This is a genomic window from Amycolatopsis keratiniphila (assembly GCF_000400635.2).
In the GTDB taxonomy this organism is placed as follows: Bacteria; Actinomycetota; Actinomycetes; order Mycobacteriales; family Pseudonocardiaceae; genus Amycolatopsis; species Amycolatopsis keratiniphila.
Genome location: NC_021252.1, coordinates 809,051 through 826,914, shown reverse-complemented (window position 1 = coordinate 826,914; position 17,864 = coordinate 809,051). Strand labels below are relative to the sequence as shown.

Below are 17,864 nucleotides of genomic sequence, written 5' to 3'. Positions count from 1 at the left end.
AGCAGGTTTCTCCCTGGGAAGGAACGTGCCCCCTCACATCCGTGCCGAGACCGTCCACACTGGAGTCATGAGTTCCGACTCCAAGGCGCTGGGTGCTTTTCTCAAAGCACGACGAGCCCGGCTGACACCGCGGGAATGCGGTCTTCCCGAAACGGACTCCGCCCGCAGGGTCGCCGGGCTCCGCCGCGAGGAGGTCGCCCGGCTCGCCTCGATCAGCGTGGACTACTACACGCGGCTGGAGCAGGGCCGCGTCCGCGCCTCCGCCTCCGTGCTGGTCACCCTCGCTCGTGCCTTGCGCCTCGACGAGGATCAGCGGAAGTACCTCTACGATCTCGCCGGCCGGGCCGACGCCCGCCCCCGCCGTCGCTCCGCGCAACGCGTGCGACCCGCGATGCGCCGGCTGCTCGACCAGCTCACCCGCACCCCGGCGCTGGTGCTCGGCAAGCGTCTGGACATCCTGGCCTGGAACCCCGCCGCCGCGGCGCTTTACACCGACTTCGGCGCCGTCCCGCCTGCCCGGCGCAACTACCTGCGGTTGTTGTTCACGGACCCGGAGGTCCGGCGGATGCACGCCGACTGGGCCCACGACGCCCGCGAAGCCGTCGCCGCGCTGCGCATGGAAGCCGCGGCCGATCCCGACGATCCCGACTGCGCCCGCCTCGTCGGCGAACTGTCGCTCCAGGACCCCGACTTCCGCACCTGGTGGGCGGAACACCACGTCAACGACGCCGCCTACGGCACCAAGCTCTACCGCCACCGGCTCGTGGGCGACCTCACGCTGGACTGCGACACCTGGGCCAGCCCCGACGGCTCCGGGCAGCGCCTCATGATCCTGACCGCCGAACCCGGCAGCGCCTCCCATGACGCCCTGCTCATCCTCACCTCATGGACCGCTCCGGGGGCCGAAGCACCGACGGGCTGAGTGCGAGCTCCGGGAACGATCACCGGACCTGTCACGTCCGAGACCCGGGGTCTTCCCGTCAGGAAAGGAAAACCGCAGTGGACGACGCTTGGCCGGAGACGGTGAACGGCTGGGAACTCGCCAGGGAAGGCCATATCGAGAACTACCGCAAACGCCTGGCCAACCGGGTCACGGTCACCGCGATCTGGGAGAACGGGACCGGGCGGGGCCAGGTGGACGCCCGCACCGAGCCGCTGGGCGGCGGCCGGACGCTGACCAGCAGCCGCAAGGACTTCCGGGACAAGGACGCGTTCTGGACCGCCGCGACGTGCGTGCTGGAGATGGCCGCGAACCTGCCGTCGCTGGACTGGCACACGAGCCCGGCGCCCACGGCGCTGGCCGGGACCGTGGCGGGCATGGTCGAGGCGGAGCCCGGCACGAGTGGCTACCCGGAGGCCGAACTGACGTTCACGCTGACCGACGGGCAGACCGTGACGCTGTGCATGACCGACGAGCAGGCCTTCGACCTGAGCAACAGCATCTCGCGGCTCGATCACCACGTCTGGTCCGAGGAACGCGAAGACGACGAAGACGATGAAGACTATGAAGACTACGACGAACCCGTCGCCGTCGAAGAAGTGCCTGACGTCAGCGAAGTCCGGTCCGGTCCGGACACCGGGCACGACCTGGTGACGGTTCTTGAGGAACAGTTCGGCGTCACCGAGGACAACCTGCTGGCGCACGTCGACTGGTCCGCGCTCATCGTGGTGGGTGAACCGGCGGTGAGCTCCCTCATCGAACGAGGTGGCGAGCTGACCGACGCGGTCGCGCCGCGGTGGTATCCGGTGGTGGCGGACCGGCCCGGTGAGCGCTGGGTGGTCCTGAAGCGCACCGGCCTGCGCTACCAGGGGGAATGAACGGCGGTTTCTGTCATTCTGGACGCCATGCCCTCGTCAGCCTTGCGCCGCGCCCTGACCGATCCCGGTGAGCCGCCGCTTCGCCCGTTGCCGGACGAGGTGAGCGGGCTGCTGGAAGAGCTGGCCGCACCCCCGCGGCTGGCCGCGCATCTGCGCGCGGTTCACGACGTGACGTGTTCACTGGCCGACTGGTTGGAGAAGCAACACCCGGAAGTGGTCTTCGACCGCGAAGAGACCCTCTTCGGCGCGGCCGTCCACGACATCGGCAAGACGATCCACCGTGAAGAGTTGTCCGGGCCCGGCTCCGCTCACGAGCGGGCCGGTTACGAACTCCTCGTCTCCCGAGGAATCGCCGAGAGCCGCGCGCGATTCGCGTGGACACACGCCGATTGGAGGGCGGACGTCGGTGTCGAAGATCTCCTCGTGAGCGTCGCGGACAAGGTGTGGAAAGCGAAGCGGGTCACCGATCTCGAACAGGCCCTCATCGAACGTCTTGCCGTCGCGACCGGACAGCGGCAGTGGGAGGTCTTCTCGGGGCTGGACGACGTCCTCGACCGGATCGCGGCCGGCGCCGACGGGCGACTGGCATTCCAAGCCGGCCATCCCGTCGGCGACCGGCCTCAGACGACACGGGGAAGCGGATCCGGGTGATACCGCCGGAAAGCGGGTGCTGCGGTACCCGGCTCACCGTGCAGCCAGTCGTAGAGGAAGCGGAATTCCGGGCCGGACCGGTTCGCCTCGGCGTTCAAGCGTTCCGGTGACGTCGAGGGCCAGCGGCCGGTTTCGACGCGGTCTCGCAGCACACTCAACGCCGTCAGTTCTTCCGCGGCGGTGTGCTGGCAGTGCCCGCCCCGGTTGACGAACAGTTGCCGGAGCCGGCCGGGATCTACGCGGTCGCCGTAGGTCCGCTCGTGTTCGGGGGCGACGCCGTCGCCGATCGGATGCAGCGTGACGACAGGCTGACGACCGCGCCCGGCCGGGGTTCCGACGCGGCCGAGCCATCGTTCGGCGGCTTTGTCGGCCTCGACCCTGGGTGCGGCCGCGAGCCGCGCCAAGTCGGCGCCGAGGTCTAGGCCCGCGTCACGGTAGGCCTGGCGCACGAGGCCGCGTTCACTGGACCGGGCGAGCAGGCCGCGGTAATCCACTCCGGTGTTCCCGGTCGGATTCCCGCCGGCCTGCGCCTCCAGATCGGTCCGGTGCGCGCCCCAGGCCAGCTGGTCGTAGACCGCCTGGACGAACTTCGTCTGCTGACGGATCTGCTCGGCGACATCGGTGGAACGGGGATGATGTGCCGTCGACCAGCCGGGGACGTCGGCGAACGCGTTGGCGAGAGCGAGCCGTGCCCGCCCATCGGGTGATTCCAGCGCCTTCGCGATCACCTGATGGGCTTTCGCGAGATTCGCCCCGGGGTCGGCGATGCGGACGACCTCCAGTTCGGGCGCCAGCAGCGTCCGGACCGTGAACCCCAGATCGAGCGCCTGGCCGAACAACGCGGAACCACCCGCGACGGGGCCGCACATCGCCAGCGCGCCGTCGATCCGGTGCGGGAGCCGCTCGGACAGCAGGACCGCGTTGAGCCCGCCGCCCGAAGCTCCCCAGGTGAGCACCTGCTCCGGACGGCCGACGTTGCGGTCGAACCAGGACAGCAGCGCCGTCTGATCGCGAACGGCTTCACGGGCCGAGAAGCCGTTCGGCTTGCTGTAGAGCGACGCGGCCAACGCGTACCCCTCGCCGAGGAGAACGGGTTTCGCCTCCGCCCGGTTGGCGAGCTCGATCTCTTCGGGAACGTAGCCCGGCGGATAGATCCCGTGGTTGTAGAGCAACAACTTGCCGTTCCAGTTCGACGGCACCTCGACCCGGTAGCGGGCGCCGTCGATCGCTCCAGTGTGCACACGGACGTCGTCCGCGCCGATGGCGGGCGCACCGGTGACGATCAGCGCGGCGGCCAGGATTCCTGTCACTGTCATGGCGGAAATGCTGGCAGCGCGAGGCTTCGCGGGAATCCGTCGAGACGCGGCTTCTCGCCTACGCTTCCCGGCGTACGAGCGCTTCCGCCAGCTCGACGACGATCCCCTCCGGGCCGCGGACGTAGCAAAGCCGGTAACTGTCCTCGTACCGCACCAGCTCGCCGACGAGGGTGCCGCCGTGCCGCAGCAACCGCTCGAGGACTTCGTCGATGCCCTCCACCGAGAACACCAGATGGCGGATGCCGGGCGTGTTCACCGGCGCGTGCGGATCGGCTTCCGGCCCCTCCGGCGTGTGGTACTTGATCAGCTCCAGCCCGCCGTGGCCGTCCGGCGGCCGCAGCATCGCGATATCCGTCCGGACCCCGCTCAGCCCGGTGATGCGATCGACCGTGTCCCCTTCGAGCGACGCCTCGCCTTCCAATTCGAGCCCCAGCTCGGTGAAGAACGTTTTGGCCGCTTCGAGATCCTGGACGACGACAGCGACCTGTTCCAGCTTCTTGAGCGTCATGACGGTTCCTTTCAGGCGCTCTGACGGCGGATGAGTTCTTCGACGGCGGTGGGCAGCGTTTCCTCGAAGTCGATGAGTTTGACCCAGGTCGGGGTCATCACGATGCGGACCATGCTGTCGTAGAGCGATTTCACGTTCTCCTCCCACTCGGCCCGCTGCTCCGGCGTCATCTCATAGGTGCCGCTCCACTGCAGGTACTCGTCGGGGATGCCGTCGACGTGGTCCAGCTCGACGGTGCCGCGCAGGAGCAGGATCTTCGGCGGATGCGATTCGGTGTCGATCGTCAGAGCGACGGTGGGATTGCGGCGCAGCGAGTGCAGCTTCGGCGCGTTCGTCGGGGTGCACATGACGATCTCCTCGCCGTTCCAGTGGATGCCGATCGGGATCGCCCTCGGCGTGCCGTCGGACGCGGTGTAGGCCAGCCGGGCCAGGTCGCGCACCAGGAGCTCTTGGCTCAGCGGGCGGTTCAGGATCTCGTCGATCGTGCTCTGCTGCATGTCTCTCTCCTCGGGTCGCCGTCTTCGCGGACACCCCGGGGACGCCGCTGTCCGCCGCACTTCGACATCCCCAAATGTGACCTGCATCACTTCGCCTTTAGCGGGCTAAACGCGATCTGTTTGTCGAAAGCGCCCCTGGCCAGGCGTCGCTCTCATAAGAGACAAGAGAGAGGACAGTCATGGCGAAGGAATCCGAGGTCCGCTTCGAGGGCTTCCTGCCCGCCACCCCCGCCGACACCTGGGCCGCGATCACCACCGCCAGCGGCGGATGGCTCTGGCCGATCCAATACGAACCCCGCGACGGCGGCGCCGAGTCCGGCCTCACGCCCAACGGCGGCATGGTGACCGTCTGGAAGCCGTCGCGGCGCTTCGTCACGTACGCGGAAGACGAGAGCGGCTGGTTCAACACCCTCGAATACGTCCTCGAACCCAAGGACGGGGGCACCTACCTGCGCTACGAGCACACCACCGTCCTCGACGACTGGGACGTCGAATACGACGCGTGCGCGCAGCACACGGCGTTCTATTGCCACTCGCTGGGCGAGTACCTGACGCACTTCAACCGGCGTCAGGCGAAGTACTTCAAGGCCGACGCCCCCGAAGCGTCGAAAGCCCCGGAGGCGTTCGACGCCGTGAAGGCGGCACTAGGCGCGAAAGCCGTGGGTGACCGGGTGTATCTCGAAGTCGCCGGCGTCGAGGGTGTCGTCGACTACCTGACGCCGGCCTTCATCGGCGTCCGGACCGAAGACGCGCTGTACCGCTTCTACGGCCGGAACGTCTGGGGCTGGCCTGTGGGCATCGGGCACCACCTGTTCGCCGAAGACGCCGACGCGGACCAGGCCGAGAAGGCGTGGACAGCCTGGCTGAACGGCCTGTACGCCTAGCGGGGCAGGTTCTTCACGAGTTCGGCGCCCACGGATTTCGCCACTTCGGCGGACTCCGCAGGCGGGATCGGCGAGTTCGTGAAGAACCCCTTGTCCCAGCCCTTGTAGGTGACGAGGACGACGTACACGCCCTGGATGACCCGCAGCTCGGCGCCGCTGAAGGCGCTGTCGGTGTCGAGGGAGACGAGGACCGCCTTCTGCCCGATGCCCTGCACCTGCTGCTGGCGCTCGGATGGCGCGGCCGATCCGGTGGACGACTCGGCCGCGCGCTTCTCGGCGTCCGGACCCTCGTGGCGGTACACCATGACCTGGAGGGCGCGGTCGTGGACGTTGTCGCTCTCCGGCGGCAGCCAGGAACAGCCCTGCTGCTTGGTGACGATCTCGCCCGCTTTGATCTCGTTGTCGCGGACGCCCTGGAAGCTGGTGGTGAACGTCTTGTTCAGCAGCTCCGGGGAGACGGCGCACTCGGCGGGCGGCTGCTGCGAGACCGGCGCCTTGCCGACCGAGGCGTAGTACTCCGAACCGAAGATGGCGCCGGGGATGCCCAGCCCGAGAAGGACCACGACACCCACGATCACGCCGACGATCAGCCCGGTCTTTTTCTTCTTGGGCGGTTGCCCGTAGCCGGGACCGGCGGGCGGGCCGTAACCCGGCTGCTGCCCGTAGCCCGGCTGCTGCCCGTAGCCCGGCTGACCTCCCTGCCCAGGTGGCGGGCCGTAACCCGGCCTCTGGCCGTACCCCTGCGGCGGCTGGTGCACCGATCCTCCCCCTGGCGACTCACGTACGTCCGCGTCGCGTTTAGCCCGCTAAAGGCGACACGTGGCCGGATCGCCTTTAGCGGGCTAAACGCGATCCGGGGCCAGCATGGCACGAACCCCCGAGCCGGGGCACCGGGAACGCCCTCAGGCACCCCGGATCGCGATTAGGGGGCTAAACGCAGGTCCGCGCGCGGATCGCGTTTAGCCCGCTAAACGCAGGTCGGCTCAGTGGGCGAAGTGGCGCGTGCCCGTGAGGTACAGGGTGACCCCGGCGGCCTCGGCGGCGGCGATGACCTCGGCGTCGCGGATCGAGCCACCCGGCTGGACGACGGCGCGGACGCCGGCCTCCAGCAGGACCTCGAGCCCGTCCGGGAACGGGAAGAAGGCGTCCGACGCGGCGACGGAGCCCTTCGCCCGGTCCCCGGCCCGCGAGACCGCGAGACGCGAAGAGTCGACCCGGTTGACCTGGCCCATGCCGACGCCGACGGTCGCGCCGTCGTTCGCCAGCAGGATCGCGTTCGACTTCACCGCACGCAGCGAACGCCACGCGAACTCGAGGTCGGCCAGCGTCCGCTCGTCGGCGGGCGCGCCGGTGGCCAGCGTCCAGTTCGCCGGGTCGTCGCCCTCGGCGGCGATCGTGTCGACGGTCTGTACCAGCATGCCGCCCGAGATCGGCCGGAACTCGATCGGATCCGGCGACGTGATCGCGGGCAGCTTCAGCAGCCGCACGTTCTTCTTGCGCTGCAGGATCTCGAGCGCCTCGGCGTCGAAGTCCGGCGCCAGGACGACCTCGGTGAACACCTCGGAGATCTGCTCGGCGGCCTCGCGGCTCACCGGCCGGTTGGTCGCGATCACCCCGCCGTAGGCCGAGACCGGGTCGCACGCGTGCGCCTTCCGATGCGCCTCGGCGATGTCCTCGCCGACCGCGATCCCGCACGGGTTGGCGTGCTTGATGATCGCGACGGCCGGGGCGTCGAAGTCGTAGGCGGCGCGGCGCGCGGCGTCGGTGTCGACGTAGTTGTTGTACGACATGGCCTTGCCGTGCAGCTGCTCCGCGTGCGCCAGACCGGGACGCCAGTGCTTGTACAGCGCGGCCTTCTGGTGCGGGTTCTCGCCGTAGCGCAGCACGTCGCCGCGCTCCCACGAAGCGCCGGTGAAGTCCGGGAAGCCGGAGTCGTCCGCGGGCGCGTAGACGTTGGCGAACCACGCGGCGACGGCGGTGTCGTACGCCGCCGTGTGCGCGTAGGCCTGCGCGGCGAGGCGCTTGCGGTCGGCCAGCTCGAAACCGCCCGCCGCGACGCGCTCCAGCACCCACTCGTAGCGGGACGGGTCGACCACGACGGCGACGCTGTTGTGGTTCTTCGCCGCGGCACGCACCATCGCCGGACCGCCGATGTCGATGTTCTCGACACAGTCCTCCGGGCTCGCGCCCGAGGCGACGGTCTGCGTGAACGGGTACAGGTTGACCACGAGCAGGTCGAACGGCGCGATGTCGAGCTGCTTGAGCTGCTCGACGTGCTCCGGGCGGTCACGGTCGGCGAGCAGGCCGGCGTGCACGCGCGGGTGCAGCGTCTTGACCCGGCCGTCGAGGGACTCGGGGAACCCGGTGACCTCTTCGACCGGCGTCACCGGCACCCCGGCGTTCGCGATGACCTTCGCCGTGCCGCCGGTCGACACGATCTCGACACCCGCCGCGTGCAGCCCGGTGGCGAGTTCGAGCAGGCCGGCCTTGTCCGAGACGCCGATCAGCGCACGCCGGACGGGACGCTGTCCCTGTGCGGTACTCACGAAAACCTCACCTTTCGTCCCTCGACCGAGCACCCGCTCCGGCCGAGTTTCTCGATCGTTTCCACCAGGAGCCTGCGTTCCACGGCCTTGATCCGCTCGTGCAGGACGTTTTCGTCGTCGTCGGGCTCCACGATCACCGGCTCCTGCGCGATGATCGGCCCGGTGTCGACCCCGGCGTCGACGAAATGCACCGTCGACCCGGTGACCTTGACGGCCATCGCCAGCGCGTCGGCCACGGCGTGCGCGCCGGGGAACGACGGCAGCAGGGCCGGATGCGTGTTGATCACGCGGCCGGGGAACCGCGCGAGGAATTCGGCGCCGAGGATCTTCATGAACCCCGCGGAGACGACCAGGTCCGGCTGGTAGGCGGCGACGGCTTCGGTGATCGCCTTGTCCCACGCCGCGCGGTCCGGGTGGTCGGCCATCCGCACGGTGAACGACGGCACGCCGGCGCGTTCGGCCCGGGTCAGTGCCTCGACCCCGGTGCGGTCCGCTCCGACGGCGACCACCTTCGCCGGGAAGTTCGGCTTTTCGACGGCGTCGAGCACGGCTTGCAGCAGCGTGCCGGAACCGGACGCGAGGACGACGAGCTTCACCGGAGTGGGCAGGTCCAACCGACTAGCCAGAACGGGCTCCTTGCCACGGCGGTACGCACTCGGGCGTACGGCGCTTCACCTGGTCGCGACAACCCTAACGGTCGTCGCCGGGGGCGCTTTCGTCGCCGGACCCGTCGGTGGACTCGGTCACAGCGATCTCCTGCTCGGGCTCGGCTTCGGGCTCCGGTTCCACCGGGACCTCGTCGGTGTCCTCGCCCAATTCCCGGGCGAGTTCCTCTTCGGCCTCTTCGTCGAGTGCTTCGTCTTCGAGCGCTTCGGGTTCCTCGGCCGGTTCGGCTTCTTCTTCGACTTCGACGATGTCTTCGACCTCGGGTTCGCCAGGCGGCTCGGGAGCCTCGTGCGCTCCGGCGAAGAACGCGACGAACCCGCCGGGGACGACGATCCAGCAGAAGGCGATCACGGACGCGACGCCGACCGGGACGCTGACCGGGTCGAACGGCCCGTCGCCGAGCCTGCCGCCGGAAACGGTCCCGAGGATGACGCAGCCGAACGCGACCAGCGCGCCCGCGACGGCGACCGCGCGCATCCGCAGCATCGGGTCCTCGTCGATCGCGCGGATCCGCCAGCCGACCAGCGCACCGACCAGCGCGGGCAGGAGCAGCAGCGCCGGCCACCAGACGGCGTGGTGCGACGGGATCCCCGCCAGCACCGGCACCCCGGGCACCTGCCCTCCCTGGTAGCCGAACATGCCGACGGTCAGCGAGCCGACCGAGAAACCGGGCCCGGTGGTGAACGACAACGCGGCGACGACCGCGTTCGGCAGGTAGGCCACGGAGAGCACGAACAGGCCGAAGCTCGCGCCGAAGCCCGGCTCGAACAGACTGTCCACAGTGGACCACGAGAGCGCGGTGGCCGCGGTGAACACCACGGCTCCGCAGGCGATGAGCGCGGCGAGGCCGAGTGCGCCCGCCCGCAGGCCGTGGACGGCCACCGGGTCGAACCGGTCCCGCACCGCGGCCGGAAGCCCGCACACCTTGGCGACTCCCGCGACGGCGGCGAGCCCGGCGAGGAGGCCCGGCACGCAGAACGCGGTCAGCGGGTTCACGTCGATCGGCGACCCGCCTGCCAGCACGGCGATCAGCACACCGAAGAGCGCGTGCGCCCCGGCGATCACGGTCACCACCGGGACGGCGTCCGCCGGGGTCCGGCCGCCGGCACGGCGGACGGCGCGCGCGGCCGCCCTCGCCACGAGCCAGCCGACCAGGAACGTCGGCAGCAAGGGCAGCACACCGAGCGGATGACCGCCGAGGTCGAGTTCCACCTGCCACGAGGCGAGCCAGCCGGGACCGGCGGCGAGCAGGGCGCCGGTGGCGGAGAACCGGGTCCGGTCGGCGGCGAACGAGACCACCGCGAGCACGGCCGCGATGGCGGTATAGGAGAAGAGCAGGGGCGCGCAGGCGGCCGCGAGCAACACACGAACCCGCTTCGCCCTGGAGACCTCCAGCTCGGGGACGAGGTCACTCACCGGCTCTTCGCCCGGCGGGCGTTCGTCGCGGGTGAGCAGCTTCATGAACCGCACCATGACATCCGGACTGGGCCGTCCGGGTGAGGCACGCCGCCGCCGGCCGGCGCACGTGGCCCAACCCACCCGGTCGGGTACCCCCGCAAAAGAAAACACCCGCTGTGACACGGAGAGTCACAGCGGGTGTTTTCGCGTTCGGAAGGTCAGCTCTGCTGGCCGAAACCGCCGGGCGGCGTGCCCGGGTTCTGGCCCGGCTCCGACGACGAGGACGGCGGCTGCTGGAAGAACTGGCCCTGCTGCGGCGCGTACGTCGTGGCCTGCTGGCCCGGCGGCTGCGTCACCGGCGGCTGGAACCCGCCGGGCTGGGAAAACGGACCGGACTGCTCGGCGGGCTGCTGCCCCTGGCCCGCGGCGGGGAACGGCTGGACCTGCGTGGCGGCCGGGCCCTGCTGACCCTGCTGGCCGAACGGACCCTGCGGGCCCTGCTGCGGGAACTGCTGGCTGTACGGGGCCTGCGGCGACTGCTGCTGCGGCTTCGCGGCGGGCAGCTTGATGACGTCGTGCTCGAACAGCAGCGCGGCGACCGCGACCAGCATCTGCAGGATGCCGAGGATCAGCACCACGGTGAGGATGCCCGGGACCGAGACGTCCTCGCGGCCGCTCCCGTAGCCGATGACCAGGTCCAGCGCGCCGAAGGCGCCGATGACGCTGAACAACGCGGCGAACGGCAGCGTCTTCGGGCCGCGCGGCAGCGCGTGCAAGGCCGCGAGCAGACCGCTGACCAGGAGGAAGACCGAGACCTGTCCGGCGGCGTCGGCCTCGTCGGAGAAGCCGATGAAGAACTGCACCAGGCCGAGGACGGTGACGGCGAGCGCGAGCAGCAACGCCAGGTTCAGCGGGGCGGCCGGTGACGGCGCCTGCTGCTGAGGGAAGGCCCCCGAGGCGGGGTTGGGGTGTTGCTGGCCGCCACCCTGCTGGGGGTAGCCGGGCCCACCGCTGGGATAGGACATCCGAATGCTCTCCTGTCGTTCGACCGGCACCCCGGGGCGCGCGGGACTCCCGGGACAAACGAGGCGGCTGTGATGCTCGAACGCTAGCGCACACGCGGACACCCCACGCCTCGGGCTCTGAGACGTCTGTACACCCGATCCGGTTCCCGGCGGAACCCCTTCCCGACCGTCGGATCGCGTTTAGCCCGCTAAACGCAGGTCGGCGCGCGACGTGCGTTTAGCGGGCTAAACGCGATCCGGGGCGGAAAGCAGGCGGGCCGGGCACCGGTGAGGGTGCCCGGCCCGCCGGGGAAAGCTCAGTCTCCGAAGGATCAGAGGCTGTTGTACAGCTCGCGCGCCAGGACGGCGGTCTCGCTCGGGGTCTTCCCGACCTTGACGCCGGCGGCCTCGAGGGCCTCCTTCTTCGCGGCGGCCGTGCCGGAGGAGCCGGAGACGATGGCGCCGGCGTGGCCCATGGTCTTGCCCTCGGGCGCGGTGAAGCCGGCGACGTAGCCGACGACCGGCTTCGTCACGTTGTCCTTGATGTAGGCCGCGGCGCGCTCTTCGGCGTCGCCGCCGATCTCGCCGATCATCACGATGACCTTGGTCTCGGGGTCGGCCTCGAACGCCTCGAGGGCGTCGATGTGCGTCGTGCCGATGACCGGGTCGCCGCCGATGCCGACACCGGTCGAGAAACCGATGTCACGCAGCTCGTACATCATCTGGTAGGTCAGCGTGCCGGACTTCGACACCAGGCCGATCGGGCCCGCGCCGGTGATGTCGGCCGGGATGATGCCGGCGTTCGACTTGCCGGGGCTGATCACGCCGGGGCAGTTCGGCCCGATGATGCGGGTCTTGTTGCCGGTCGCGACGGCGTGCGCCCAGAAGTAGGCCGAGTCGTGCACCGGGATGCCCTCGGTGATCACCACGGCGAGCGGGATCTCGGCGTCGATCGCCTCGATGACCGCGTCCTTGGCGAACTTCGGCGGCACGAAGATGACCGAAACGTCGGCGCCGGTCTCCTTGATGGCCTCCTCGACCGTGCCGAACACGGTGAGGTCCTTGCCCTCGATGGTGACGGTCTGGCCGGCCTTGCGGGCGTTGACGCCACCCACGATGTTCGTGCCGGACTTCAGCATCTTGGTCGCGTGCTTCATGCCCTCGGAGCCGGTGAGCCCCTGGACGATGACCTTGCTGTTCTCGTTGATGAAGATCGACATCTCACGCACCTGCCGCGGCGAGCTCGGCGGCCTTGTCGGCCGCGTTGTCCATTGTGTCCACCACGGTGACCAGCGGGTGGTTCGCGTCGGCCAGGATCTGGCGACCCTCGACGACGTTGTTGCCGTCCAGCCGCACGACGAGCGGCTTGGTGGCCTCGTCGCCCAGGATCTTCAGCGCCTCGACGATGCCGTTCGCGACCGCGTCGCAAGCGGTGATGCCACCGAAGACGTTGACGAAGACGCTCTTCACGTCGGTGTCGTTGAGGATGACGTCCAGACCGGCCGCCATGACCTCGGCCGAAGCGCCGCCGCCGATGTCGAGGAAGTTGGCGGGCTTGACGCCGCCGTGCTTCTCGCCCGCGTAGGCCACGACGTCCAGCGTGGACATCACGAGGCCCGCGCCGTTGCCGATGATGCCGACCTCGCCGTCGAGCTTGACGTAGTTGAGGTCCTTGGCCTTGGCCTTCGCCTCGAGCGGGTTCTCCGCGTCCTTGTCGACCAGGGCCTCGTGGCCCGGCTGACGGAACGAGGCGTTCTCGTCGAGGGTGACCTTGCCGTCGAGGGCGATGATCTTGTCCTGCGGGTCGCGGACCAGCGGGTTGACCTCGACCAGCGTGGCGTCCTCGGAGACGAAGGTCTCCCAGAGCTTCACGACGACGTCGGCGGCCTCGTCGACGACCTTCTCCGGGAACTTGCCCGCGGTCAGGATCTCGACGGCCTTCGCCTTGTCGACACCGGCGATCGCGTCGACCGGGATCTTCGCGAGCGCTTCGGGACGCTCGACGGCCAGCTGCTCGATCTCCACGCCACCTTCGGCCGAAGCCATCGCGAGGAAGGTGCGGTTCGCACGGTCCAGCAGGAAGGAGAAGTAGTACTCCTCGGCGATGTCCGAGGCTTCGGCCACCAGCACGCGACGCGTGATGTGGCCCTTGATGTCGAGACCGAGGATCGCCTCGGCCTTCTCGGCGGCCTCATCCGGCGTCTGGGCCAGCTTGACGCCGCCGGCCTTGCCGCGGCCGCCGGTCTTGACCTGCGCCTTGATGACGACCTGGTTGCCGATCTTCTCGGCGGTGGCCTTGGCTTCTTCGGGGGTGTTTGCCACGGCACCCGGCAGAACCGGTACTCCGTGGGCGGCGAAGAGATCCCTCGCCTGGTATTCGTAGAGGTCCACTACTCCAGTCTCCTGACGACACGCCACTGTGGTGGTCCGTTGCCGGACCGCGCTGTCGGACCAGTCGAGGTTAGCGACCTGCGCAGAAGCAGGGGACTCCGCACCTGGTGAAGTCGGTCACCGTACGCGGTCAGACGGTGTTTCCACGGTGTGAGACCGCACACCGGAGACCCAGTTCGCCGCGTCTTCCTGGCTTTCGAAGGCGTTGTCGAACCCGCTTGGGCCGTTACCGACCGCGAAGAGCAGAACGCCGGGGAGCGTTTCGGCGAGCCCTTCCGGTTCGCTCGCGCCCCGCAGGATCCCGAGGATGTCCGGATCCTCCTGTTCGACCGTCCGGATGAGTTGCTCGACGGTGTCGAGACGTCCGGCGTAGACGACCTCGACGCCTTCGTCGCGCAGCAACCTGCCCAGCGCGACCGCCGAACCTTCCTCGACACCGAACTCGGCCAGCACGACCCGAAGGAGATGGCGGGTCATCCGGCCCGCCGTGAGCCCGCGACAGCCATCCCCGCCGCGACGAGGGTGACGACGGCGCCGCCCAGCGAGAGCCAGAATCCGACCCCCGCCGAGGAACCCTCGTACTCCGAGCCGACGAGCGGCAGTTCAGCCGCGCGCAGGCCGAGCACCAGCGCGGCCCCGGCCAAGGCGGACGCCGCGGCGACCGGCCGTGAGCGCGGGACGAGCGCGTACAGACCGAGGACGACGGCCAGCGCGCCGAGCAGACCCCACGAGGCCGCGCCGAAGTTCGACCACAGCCCTGGTGCGGTATAGCCGGGCGCGCCGAACACCGGCGTGCCGAACGCGGCGATCGCCAGCACCGCCGCCGCGACGACCGGGGTGAGCACGGTCCCGCTCACGCGCGTTTCGTCCGTTTCTTCATCGGAGTCGTCGCGTTCCACGACACCGGTGATCACCGCGGCGAGCGCGGCCAGCGCCGCCAGCACGAGCGCGATGAACGTCCAGGTGACCCCGGCGCCGGCCGAGTAGCCGACCTTGTCCGGCAACGGCACCGGGAGGTCGACCCCGAACAGTGCCGGGTCCACCGCCTTGTCCTCGGTGACGGACAAGGCCGCGCTCAGCACCGCCGCACCCGCGAGGACGACGCCCGCCCACGTGGCCGCGACGACTCCCCTGGCGAACGCCGAGAGCCGCGGCACGAAGACGAACAGCGCGGGCACGGCGAGCACGACGGCGGCACCGAGCAACAGCCAGCGCGCCGGTGTCTCGGGGACCGGCGTCGGACCGTTGGCCTTCAGCACCGGGGCCAGCGCGCCCGCGGCCGCGGCACCGGCGGCCAGCAGCGCCAGGCCTCCGGTGGCCAGCCGCCACCAGAACAGTCCGGGCAGCCTGGCTTCGCCCGCCAGGTCACCGGTGACGGCCTCGTCCGCTTCCGCGACGTCGAACCTGGTGAAGGCCAGCCCGGCCAGCGCCAGCCCGGCGATGGTCACCACCACCGAACCGGGCGCGACCGAAAGCCGGTCCACGACCAGCCCCGCGACCACCGGCGGGACACCGACCGCGAGCGCGGCCAGCCCCGCGCCCGCGAACCCGCCCTTGCCGACCCCGGCCGAGGGCGAGCTCACGGCCACGAGCACTGTCAGCGGCAGCAAGGCCGCGAGCAGCAGGTATCCGGCCATCGCGACCGTCGGGCCTTCGAAGGCGTTCTTGGCCAGGAGGTACGCGTTGCCCGAACCAAAGGGTGCGAGCAGCAGACCGACCCCGCCCGCCACACCGAGCACGGGCCCGAGCAGCCGCCAGCGGCGCCGTCCGTCGAGCTCGCCCGCCAGTTCCGCCTCGTCGCGGGCGGTCCCGGCGGCGAAGGCCCCGGCCGCGAGGGTGAGCAGGTGCCCCACCACCAACGGCCACAGCCCCGGCCCCGCCTGCGGCATCGCGAGCAACCGATCGGCGAGGAACAGCTCCGGCCGCGCGGCCAGGGAGCCGTCCGCGAGCAGCTGCAGATCCAGCAGCAGCCGTCCGGGCGCGAGCGCGGTGAGCCCGAGCACCAGCCCCGCCGTGAGCCCCGAGCGCCCGGAGACCAGTGCGTAGAGCACGGCCGCCGCGGGCGCCAAAGCCAGCACTACCAGCAAGGGAGCGGCGGTGAATCCGGCCGAACCACCCCGGATGACGGGCATCAGCGCGCCGGCGGCCAGCGCGACCGCACCGGCCGACACCAGCCCCGCCGACAGCAGGAGCGCTCGCGGGCGGGCGCCCGGTTCGCTCCGGAGAAGTTCGGCGGACGCGGTCCCGGGGTCGGCTTGCCCGGCGGATTCGCCACCAGGGTGCCGTGAGCGCGAAGTCATCGACGGCGACGCTAGCAAGCCGGGCCCGGCCGGGCCCGCCAGCAGGGGCCCCTCAGGTCGTCACGACCGCGCGGCGGCCTCGACACCCGGGGCGACCGAGCGGCGCCCTAGGTGACCGGCAGTACCGAGACGACGCCCAGTGACGAGGCCAGTCCGGTTAAGGACCCTTCAACACCGTCGGGCAACCGGTTATTTCCCTCGTTCGCCCCTTTCCCGGCCGTTCGGTACCCCCGAACGGCCGCTTGAACCTGTAACGCAAGTCACACGGGTGTGAGTAAACCTGGTTTAACTTTGGGTAATCCTCACTGGATAACGGCCAGATCTCCGTCGCCCGATCGGCCGAGAGCGCCGTCAGATCTTGCTGACCGGGGTGCCGCTTCGTTACTGTCCCGGGGTCCCCATTACAGTCAGATCACGAATGAGAGCACCGAACGAACCACCCCCGAGGTCGTTCACCGGGATCCCCCGCCCGGGCTCTTGATCCGACTCCCCGAACACGGAAGGCCCCGTCTTGGCTTCACACCGCTCCCCCGGCGGCCAAGCTCCTTCCCCGGCGCTCGAGAACGCACTCGATGGTGCGGTCGTTCGCGTCCGGGGCTCGCACCGCCTGTCGCCCCCGTCCTCGGCCCTTCGTGGCCGTGTCGTGGTCGCAGCCGTCGCTGCCGGCGCCTTCGCGGCCGCCGCTGCCGGGCAGACCCTGAAGTCCGTTTCGGAATCCTCCGACGCCGCCGTCACCCCGCTGGCCAGCACCCAGGACGCGAGCGCCTCGTTCGCCCTCGGCGGTGGAGCCGGTGGTGGCGCCCCCGAGCTGCTGCCGACGAGCCAGTCGACGAACGCCTCTGCCGAGGCCCAGAAGCTCTCGGACAACAACAGCATCACCCAGGCCCGCGTGAAGCGTGAGGCCGAAGCGGCCCGCAAGGCCGAAGAAGAGGCCAAGCGGCCCAAGACCTGCATGCCGACCAAGGGCACCTTCACCTCGGGCTTCGGCGCCCGGTGGGGCACGAGCCACCTCGGCATCGACCTCGCGGCCCCGATCGGCACGCCGATCGTCGCGGCTTCCGACGGCACGGTCATCGAAGCGGGCCCCGCCAGCGGCTTCGGCCTCTGGGTCAAGGTCCAGCTCGCCGACGGCACCATCCACGTCTACGGCCACATGAACTCGTTCTCCGTCCGCGAAGGCCAGAAGGTCAAGTGCGGCGAGGAGATCGCCGAGGTCGGCAACCGCGGCCAGAGCACCGGCCCGCACCTGCACTTCGAGGTGTGGCAGAACGGCACGAAGAAGATCGACCCGCGCCCGTGGCTCGCCGCCCGTGGCGTGAGCGTCAACTGATCGAGCCTCGCTCTTTTCGCACCACCACTCATCACCACACCGGTGATCCCGTCCGTGACGAGGGCGCGCCGGGCAATGACGCTCAGGCGCGCCTTCAGGACCTCCGCTTCCCCCATCGCGGGCATCACGAAGCGTCGTAGGTCCTCCGGCTCGGAGCCAGGGTGATTTTCCGGGCCCTCAACGCCCTCAGGCGACGCCGTCCGGCAGTCTCCGGACGAAGTACCCCACGGCGATCTGCCAGACCGTGCAGAGACCGGCCGGGCGCCGTTCGATCGGCCGCCATCCGGCGAAAGGTCTCCGCGAAAGACTTCTATACCCGGCTGGCCGCGGCCCGAACAGCCATCGCCGCGCGTGCCCGCATACGACACACCGTCCGGCCCCGTCCGGTTCGTGTGCCCGCAGTAACGCGCGCCAGGCCGCGACCAGCCTGAGCACTTCCGGCGGTTCCGGACCCCGATCCGGCCCCGCCCCTTCTTCAACACCCCGCAAGTACTCGAGTACCCCACTCGAGAGAACCTGAAACAGCACCCCGTCCACACCATGCGCCCCCTCCCT

Annotated in this window: 17 protein-coding genes; 5 read left to right on the top strand and 12 right to left on the bottom strand. The window is 70.1% G+C overall.

The window, feature by feature from the left end:
- The first annotated feature begins 67 nt into the window (after positions 1 to 67).
- From AORI_RS45035 to AORI_RS45025, 3 genes are all read left to right on the top strand, one after another.
- The gene (locus AORI_RS45035; RefSeq protein WP_016331210.1) at positions 68 to 922 is read left to right on the top strand and encodes a helix-turn-helix domain-containing protein; all 855 of its coding nucleotides are present in this window, start codon (positions 68 to 70) and stop codon (positions 920 to 922) included.
- 77 nt (positions 923 to 999) lie between these two features.
- Positions 1,000 to 1,818 (top strand): hypothetical protein, encoded by an 819-nt coding sequence (locus tag AORI_RS45030; RefSeq protein ID WP_016331209.1) that lies wholly within the window; start codon positions 1,000 to 1,002, stop codon positions 1,816 to 1,818.
- A gap of 27 nt (positions 1,819 to 1,845) precedes the next feature.
- Positions 1,846 to 2,469 carry an HD domain-containing protein gene (locus tag AORI_RS45025; protein ID WP_016331208.1) on the top strand — a complete coding sequence of 208 codons (624 nt, stop codon included), beginning with the start codon at positions 1,846 to 1,848 and terminating at the stop codon, positions 2,467 to 2,469.
- On the opposite strand, the gene AORI_RS45020 is transcribed toward AORI_RS45025, so the two are convergent.
- The 3 genes from AORI_RS45020 to AORI_RS45010 are packed head-to-tail and all read right to left on the bottom strand — an operon-like array spanning position 2,439 to position 4,790.
- A complete protein-coding gene (locus tag AORI_RS45020; protein WP_043847898.1) occupies positions 2,439 to 3,785 on the bottom strand; it encodes a hypothetical protein in 1,347 nt (448 codons plus the stop codon). The genes AORI_RS45025 and AORI_RS45020 overlap by 31 nt on opposite strands.
- Before the next feature lie 58 nt (positions 3,786 to 3,843).
- The gene (locus AORI_RS45015) at positions 3,844 to 4,293 is read right to left on the bottom strand and encodes a VOC family protein (RefSeq protein WP_016331206.1); all 450 of its coding nucleotides are present in this window, start codon (positions 4,291 to 4,293) and stop codon (positions 3,844 to 3,846) included.
- Between the two features lie 11 nt (positions 4,294 to 4,304).
- Positions 4,305 to 4,790: a pyridoxamine 5'-phosphate oxidase family protein gene (locus AORI_RS45010; protein WP_016331205.1), complete on the bottom strand. Its 486-nt coding sequence runs from the start codon at positions 4,788 to 4,790 to the stop codon at positions 4,305 to 4,307.
- A 179-nt stretch (positions 4,791 to 4,969) separates the two neighbouring features.
- On the opposite strand from AORI_RS45010, the gene AORI_RS45005 reads away from it, so the two are divergent.
- The gene (locus tag AORI_RS45005) at positions 4,970 to 5,674 is read left to right on the top strand and encodes an SRPBCC family protein (protein ID WP_016331204.1); all 705 of its coding nucleotides are present in this window, start codon (positions 4,970 to 4,972) and stop codon (positions 5,672 to 5,674) included.
- Here AORI_RS45005 and AORI_RS45000 read toward each other — a convergent pair.
- The 9 genes from AORI_RS45000 to AORI_RS44960 form a co-directional block, all read right to left on the bottom strand.
- Entirely contained in the window at positions 5,671 to 6,432 is a 762-nt protein-coding gene (locus tag AORI_RS45000) for a hypothetical protein (RefSeq protein WP_016331203.1), read from the bottom strand. The genes AORI_RS45005 and AORI_RS45000 overlap by 4 nt on opposite strands.
- Before the next feature lie 225 nt (positions 6,433 to 6,657).
- The gene (gene purH / locus AORI_RS44995) at positions 6,658 to 8,220 is read right to left on the bottom strand and encodes a bifunctional phosphoribosylaminoimidazolecarboxamide formyltransferase/IMP cyclohydrolase (protein ID WP_016331202.1); all 1,563 of its coding nucleotides are present in this window, start codon (positions 8,218 to 8,220) and stop codon (positions 6,658 to 6,660) included.
- Entirely contained in the window at positions 8,217 to 8,834 is a 618-nt protein-coding gene (gene purN, locus AORI_RS44990) for a phosphoribosylglycinamide formyltransferase (RefSeq protein ID WP_016331201.1), read from the bottom strand. Before purN ends, purH begins: the two co-directional genes overlap by 4 nt.
- Before the next feature lie 76 nt (positions 8,835 to 8,910).
- The gene (locus tag AORI_RS44985; RefSeq protein ID WP_016331200.1) at positions 8,911 to 10,359 is read right to left on the bottom strand and encodes a cell division protein PerM; all 1,449 of its coding nucleotides are present in this window, start codon (positions 10,357 to 10,359) and stop codon (positions 8,911 to 8,913) included.
- 143 nt (positions 10,360 to 10,502) lie between these two features.
- Positions 10,503 to 11,309 (bottom strand): DUF5336 domain-containing protein, encoded by an 807-nt coding sequence (locus AORI_RS44980; RefSeq protein ID WP_016331199.1) that lies wholly within the window; start codon positions 11,307 to 11,309, stop codon positions 10,503 to 10,505.
- Between the two features lie 311 nt (positions 11,310 to 11,620).
- The gene (gene sucD, locus AORI_RS44975; RefSeq protein ID WP_016331198.1) at positions 11,621 to 12,508 is read right to left on the bottom strand and encodes a succinate--CoA ligase subunit alpha; all 888 of its coding nucleotides are present in this window, start codon (positions 12,506 to 12,508) and stop codon (positions 11,621 to 11,623) included.
- A gap of 1 nt (position 12,509) precedes the next feature.
- Positions 12,510 to 13,679 (bottom strand): ADP-forming succinate--CoA ligase subunit beta, encoded by a 1,170-nt coding sequence (gene sucC / locus AORI_RS44970; protein WP_016331197.1) that lies wholly within the window; start codon positions 13,677 to 13,679, stop codon positions 12,510 to 12,512.
- A gap of 117 nt (positions 13,680 to 13,796) precedes the next feature.
- Entirely contained in the window at positions 13,797 to 14,156 is a 360-nt protein-coding gene (locus AORI_RS44965) for a hypothetical protein (RefSeq protein ID WP_016331196.1), read from the bottom strand.
- Positions 14,153 to 15,979, bottom strand: coding sequence for a hypothetical protein (locus AORI_RS44960; RefSeq protein WP_016331195.1), 1,827 nt, complete (start codon positions 15,977 to 15,979; stop codon positions 14,153 to 14,155). Before AORI_RS44960 ends, AORI_RS44965 begins: the two co-directional genes overlap by 4 nt.
- A 643-nt stretch (positions 15,980 to 16,622) precedes the next feature.
- Between AORI_RS44960 and AORI_RS44955 the strand changes: the two genes are divergently transcribed.
- Entirely contained in the window at positions 16,623 to 17,309 is a 687-nt protein-coding gene (locus AORI_RS44955; RefSeq protein ID WP_016331194.1) for a M23 family metallopeptidase, read from the top strand.
- Positions 17,310 to 17,864 lie beyond the last annotated feature (555 nt).

Bases quoted from the DNA above. Each gene is read 5' to 3' on its own strand.
- AORI_RS45035 (WP_016331210.1), top strand. From the start codon at position 68: ATGAGTTCCGACTCCAAGGCGCTGGGTGCTTTTCTCAAAGCACGACGA.
- AORI_RS45025 (WP_016331208.1), top strand. From the start codon at position 1,846: ATGCCCTCGTCAGCCTTGCGCCGCGCCCTGACCGATCCCGGTGAGCCG.
- AORI_RS45020 (WP_043847898.1), bottom strand. From the start codon at position 3,785: ATGACAGTGACAGGAATCCTGGCCGCCGCGCTGATCGTCACCGGTGCG.
- AORI_RS45015 (WP_016331206.1), bottom strand. From the start codon at position 4,293: ATGACGCTCAAGAAGCTGGAACAGGTCGCTGTCGTCGTCCAGGATCTC.
- AORI_RS45010 (WP_016331205.1), bottom strand. From the start codon at position 4,790: ATGCAGCAGAGCACGATCGACGAGATCCTGAACCGCCCGCTGAGCCAA.
- AORI_RS45005 (WP_016331204.1), top strand. From the start codon at position 4,970: ATGGCGAAGGAATCCGAGGTCCGCTTCGAGGGCTTCCTGCCCGCCACC.
- AORI_RS44985 (WP_016331200.1), bottom strand. From the start codon at position 10,359: ATGGTGCGGTTCATGAAGCTGCTCACCCGCGACGAACGCCCGCCGGGC.
- AORI_RS44980 (WP_016331199.1), bottom strand. From the start codon at position 11,309: ATGTCCTATCCCAGCGGTGGGCCCGGCTACCCCCAGCAGGGTGGCGGC.
- sucD (WP_016331198.1), bottom strand. From the start codon at position 12,508: ATGTCGATCTTCATCAACGAGAACAGCAAGGTCATCGTCCAGGGGCTC.
- AORI_RS44965 (WP_016331196.1), bottom strand. From the start codon at position 14,156: ATGACCCGCCATCTCCTTCGGGTCGTGCTGGCCGAGTTCGGTGTCGAG.
- AORI_RS44960 (WP_016331195.1), bottom strand. From the start codon at position 15,979: ATGACTTCGCGCTCACGGCACCCTGGTGGCGAATCCGCCGGGCAAGCC.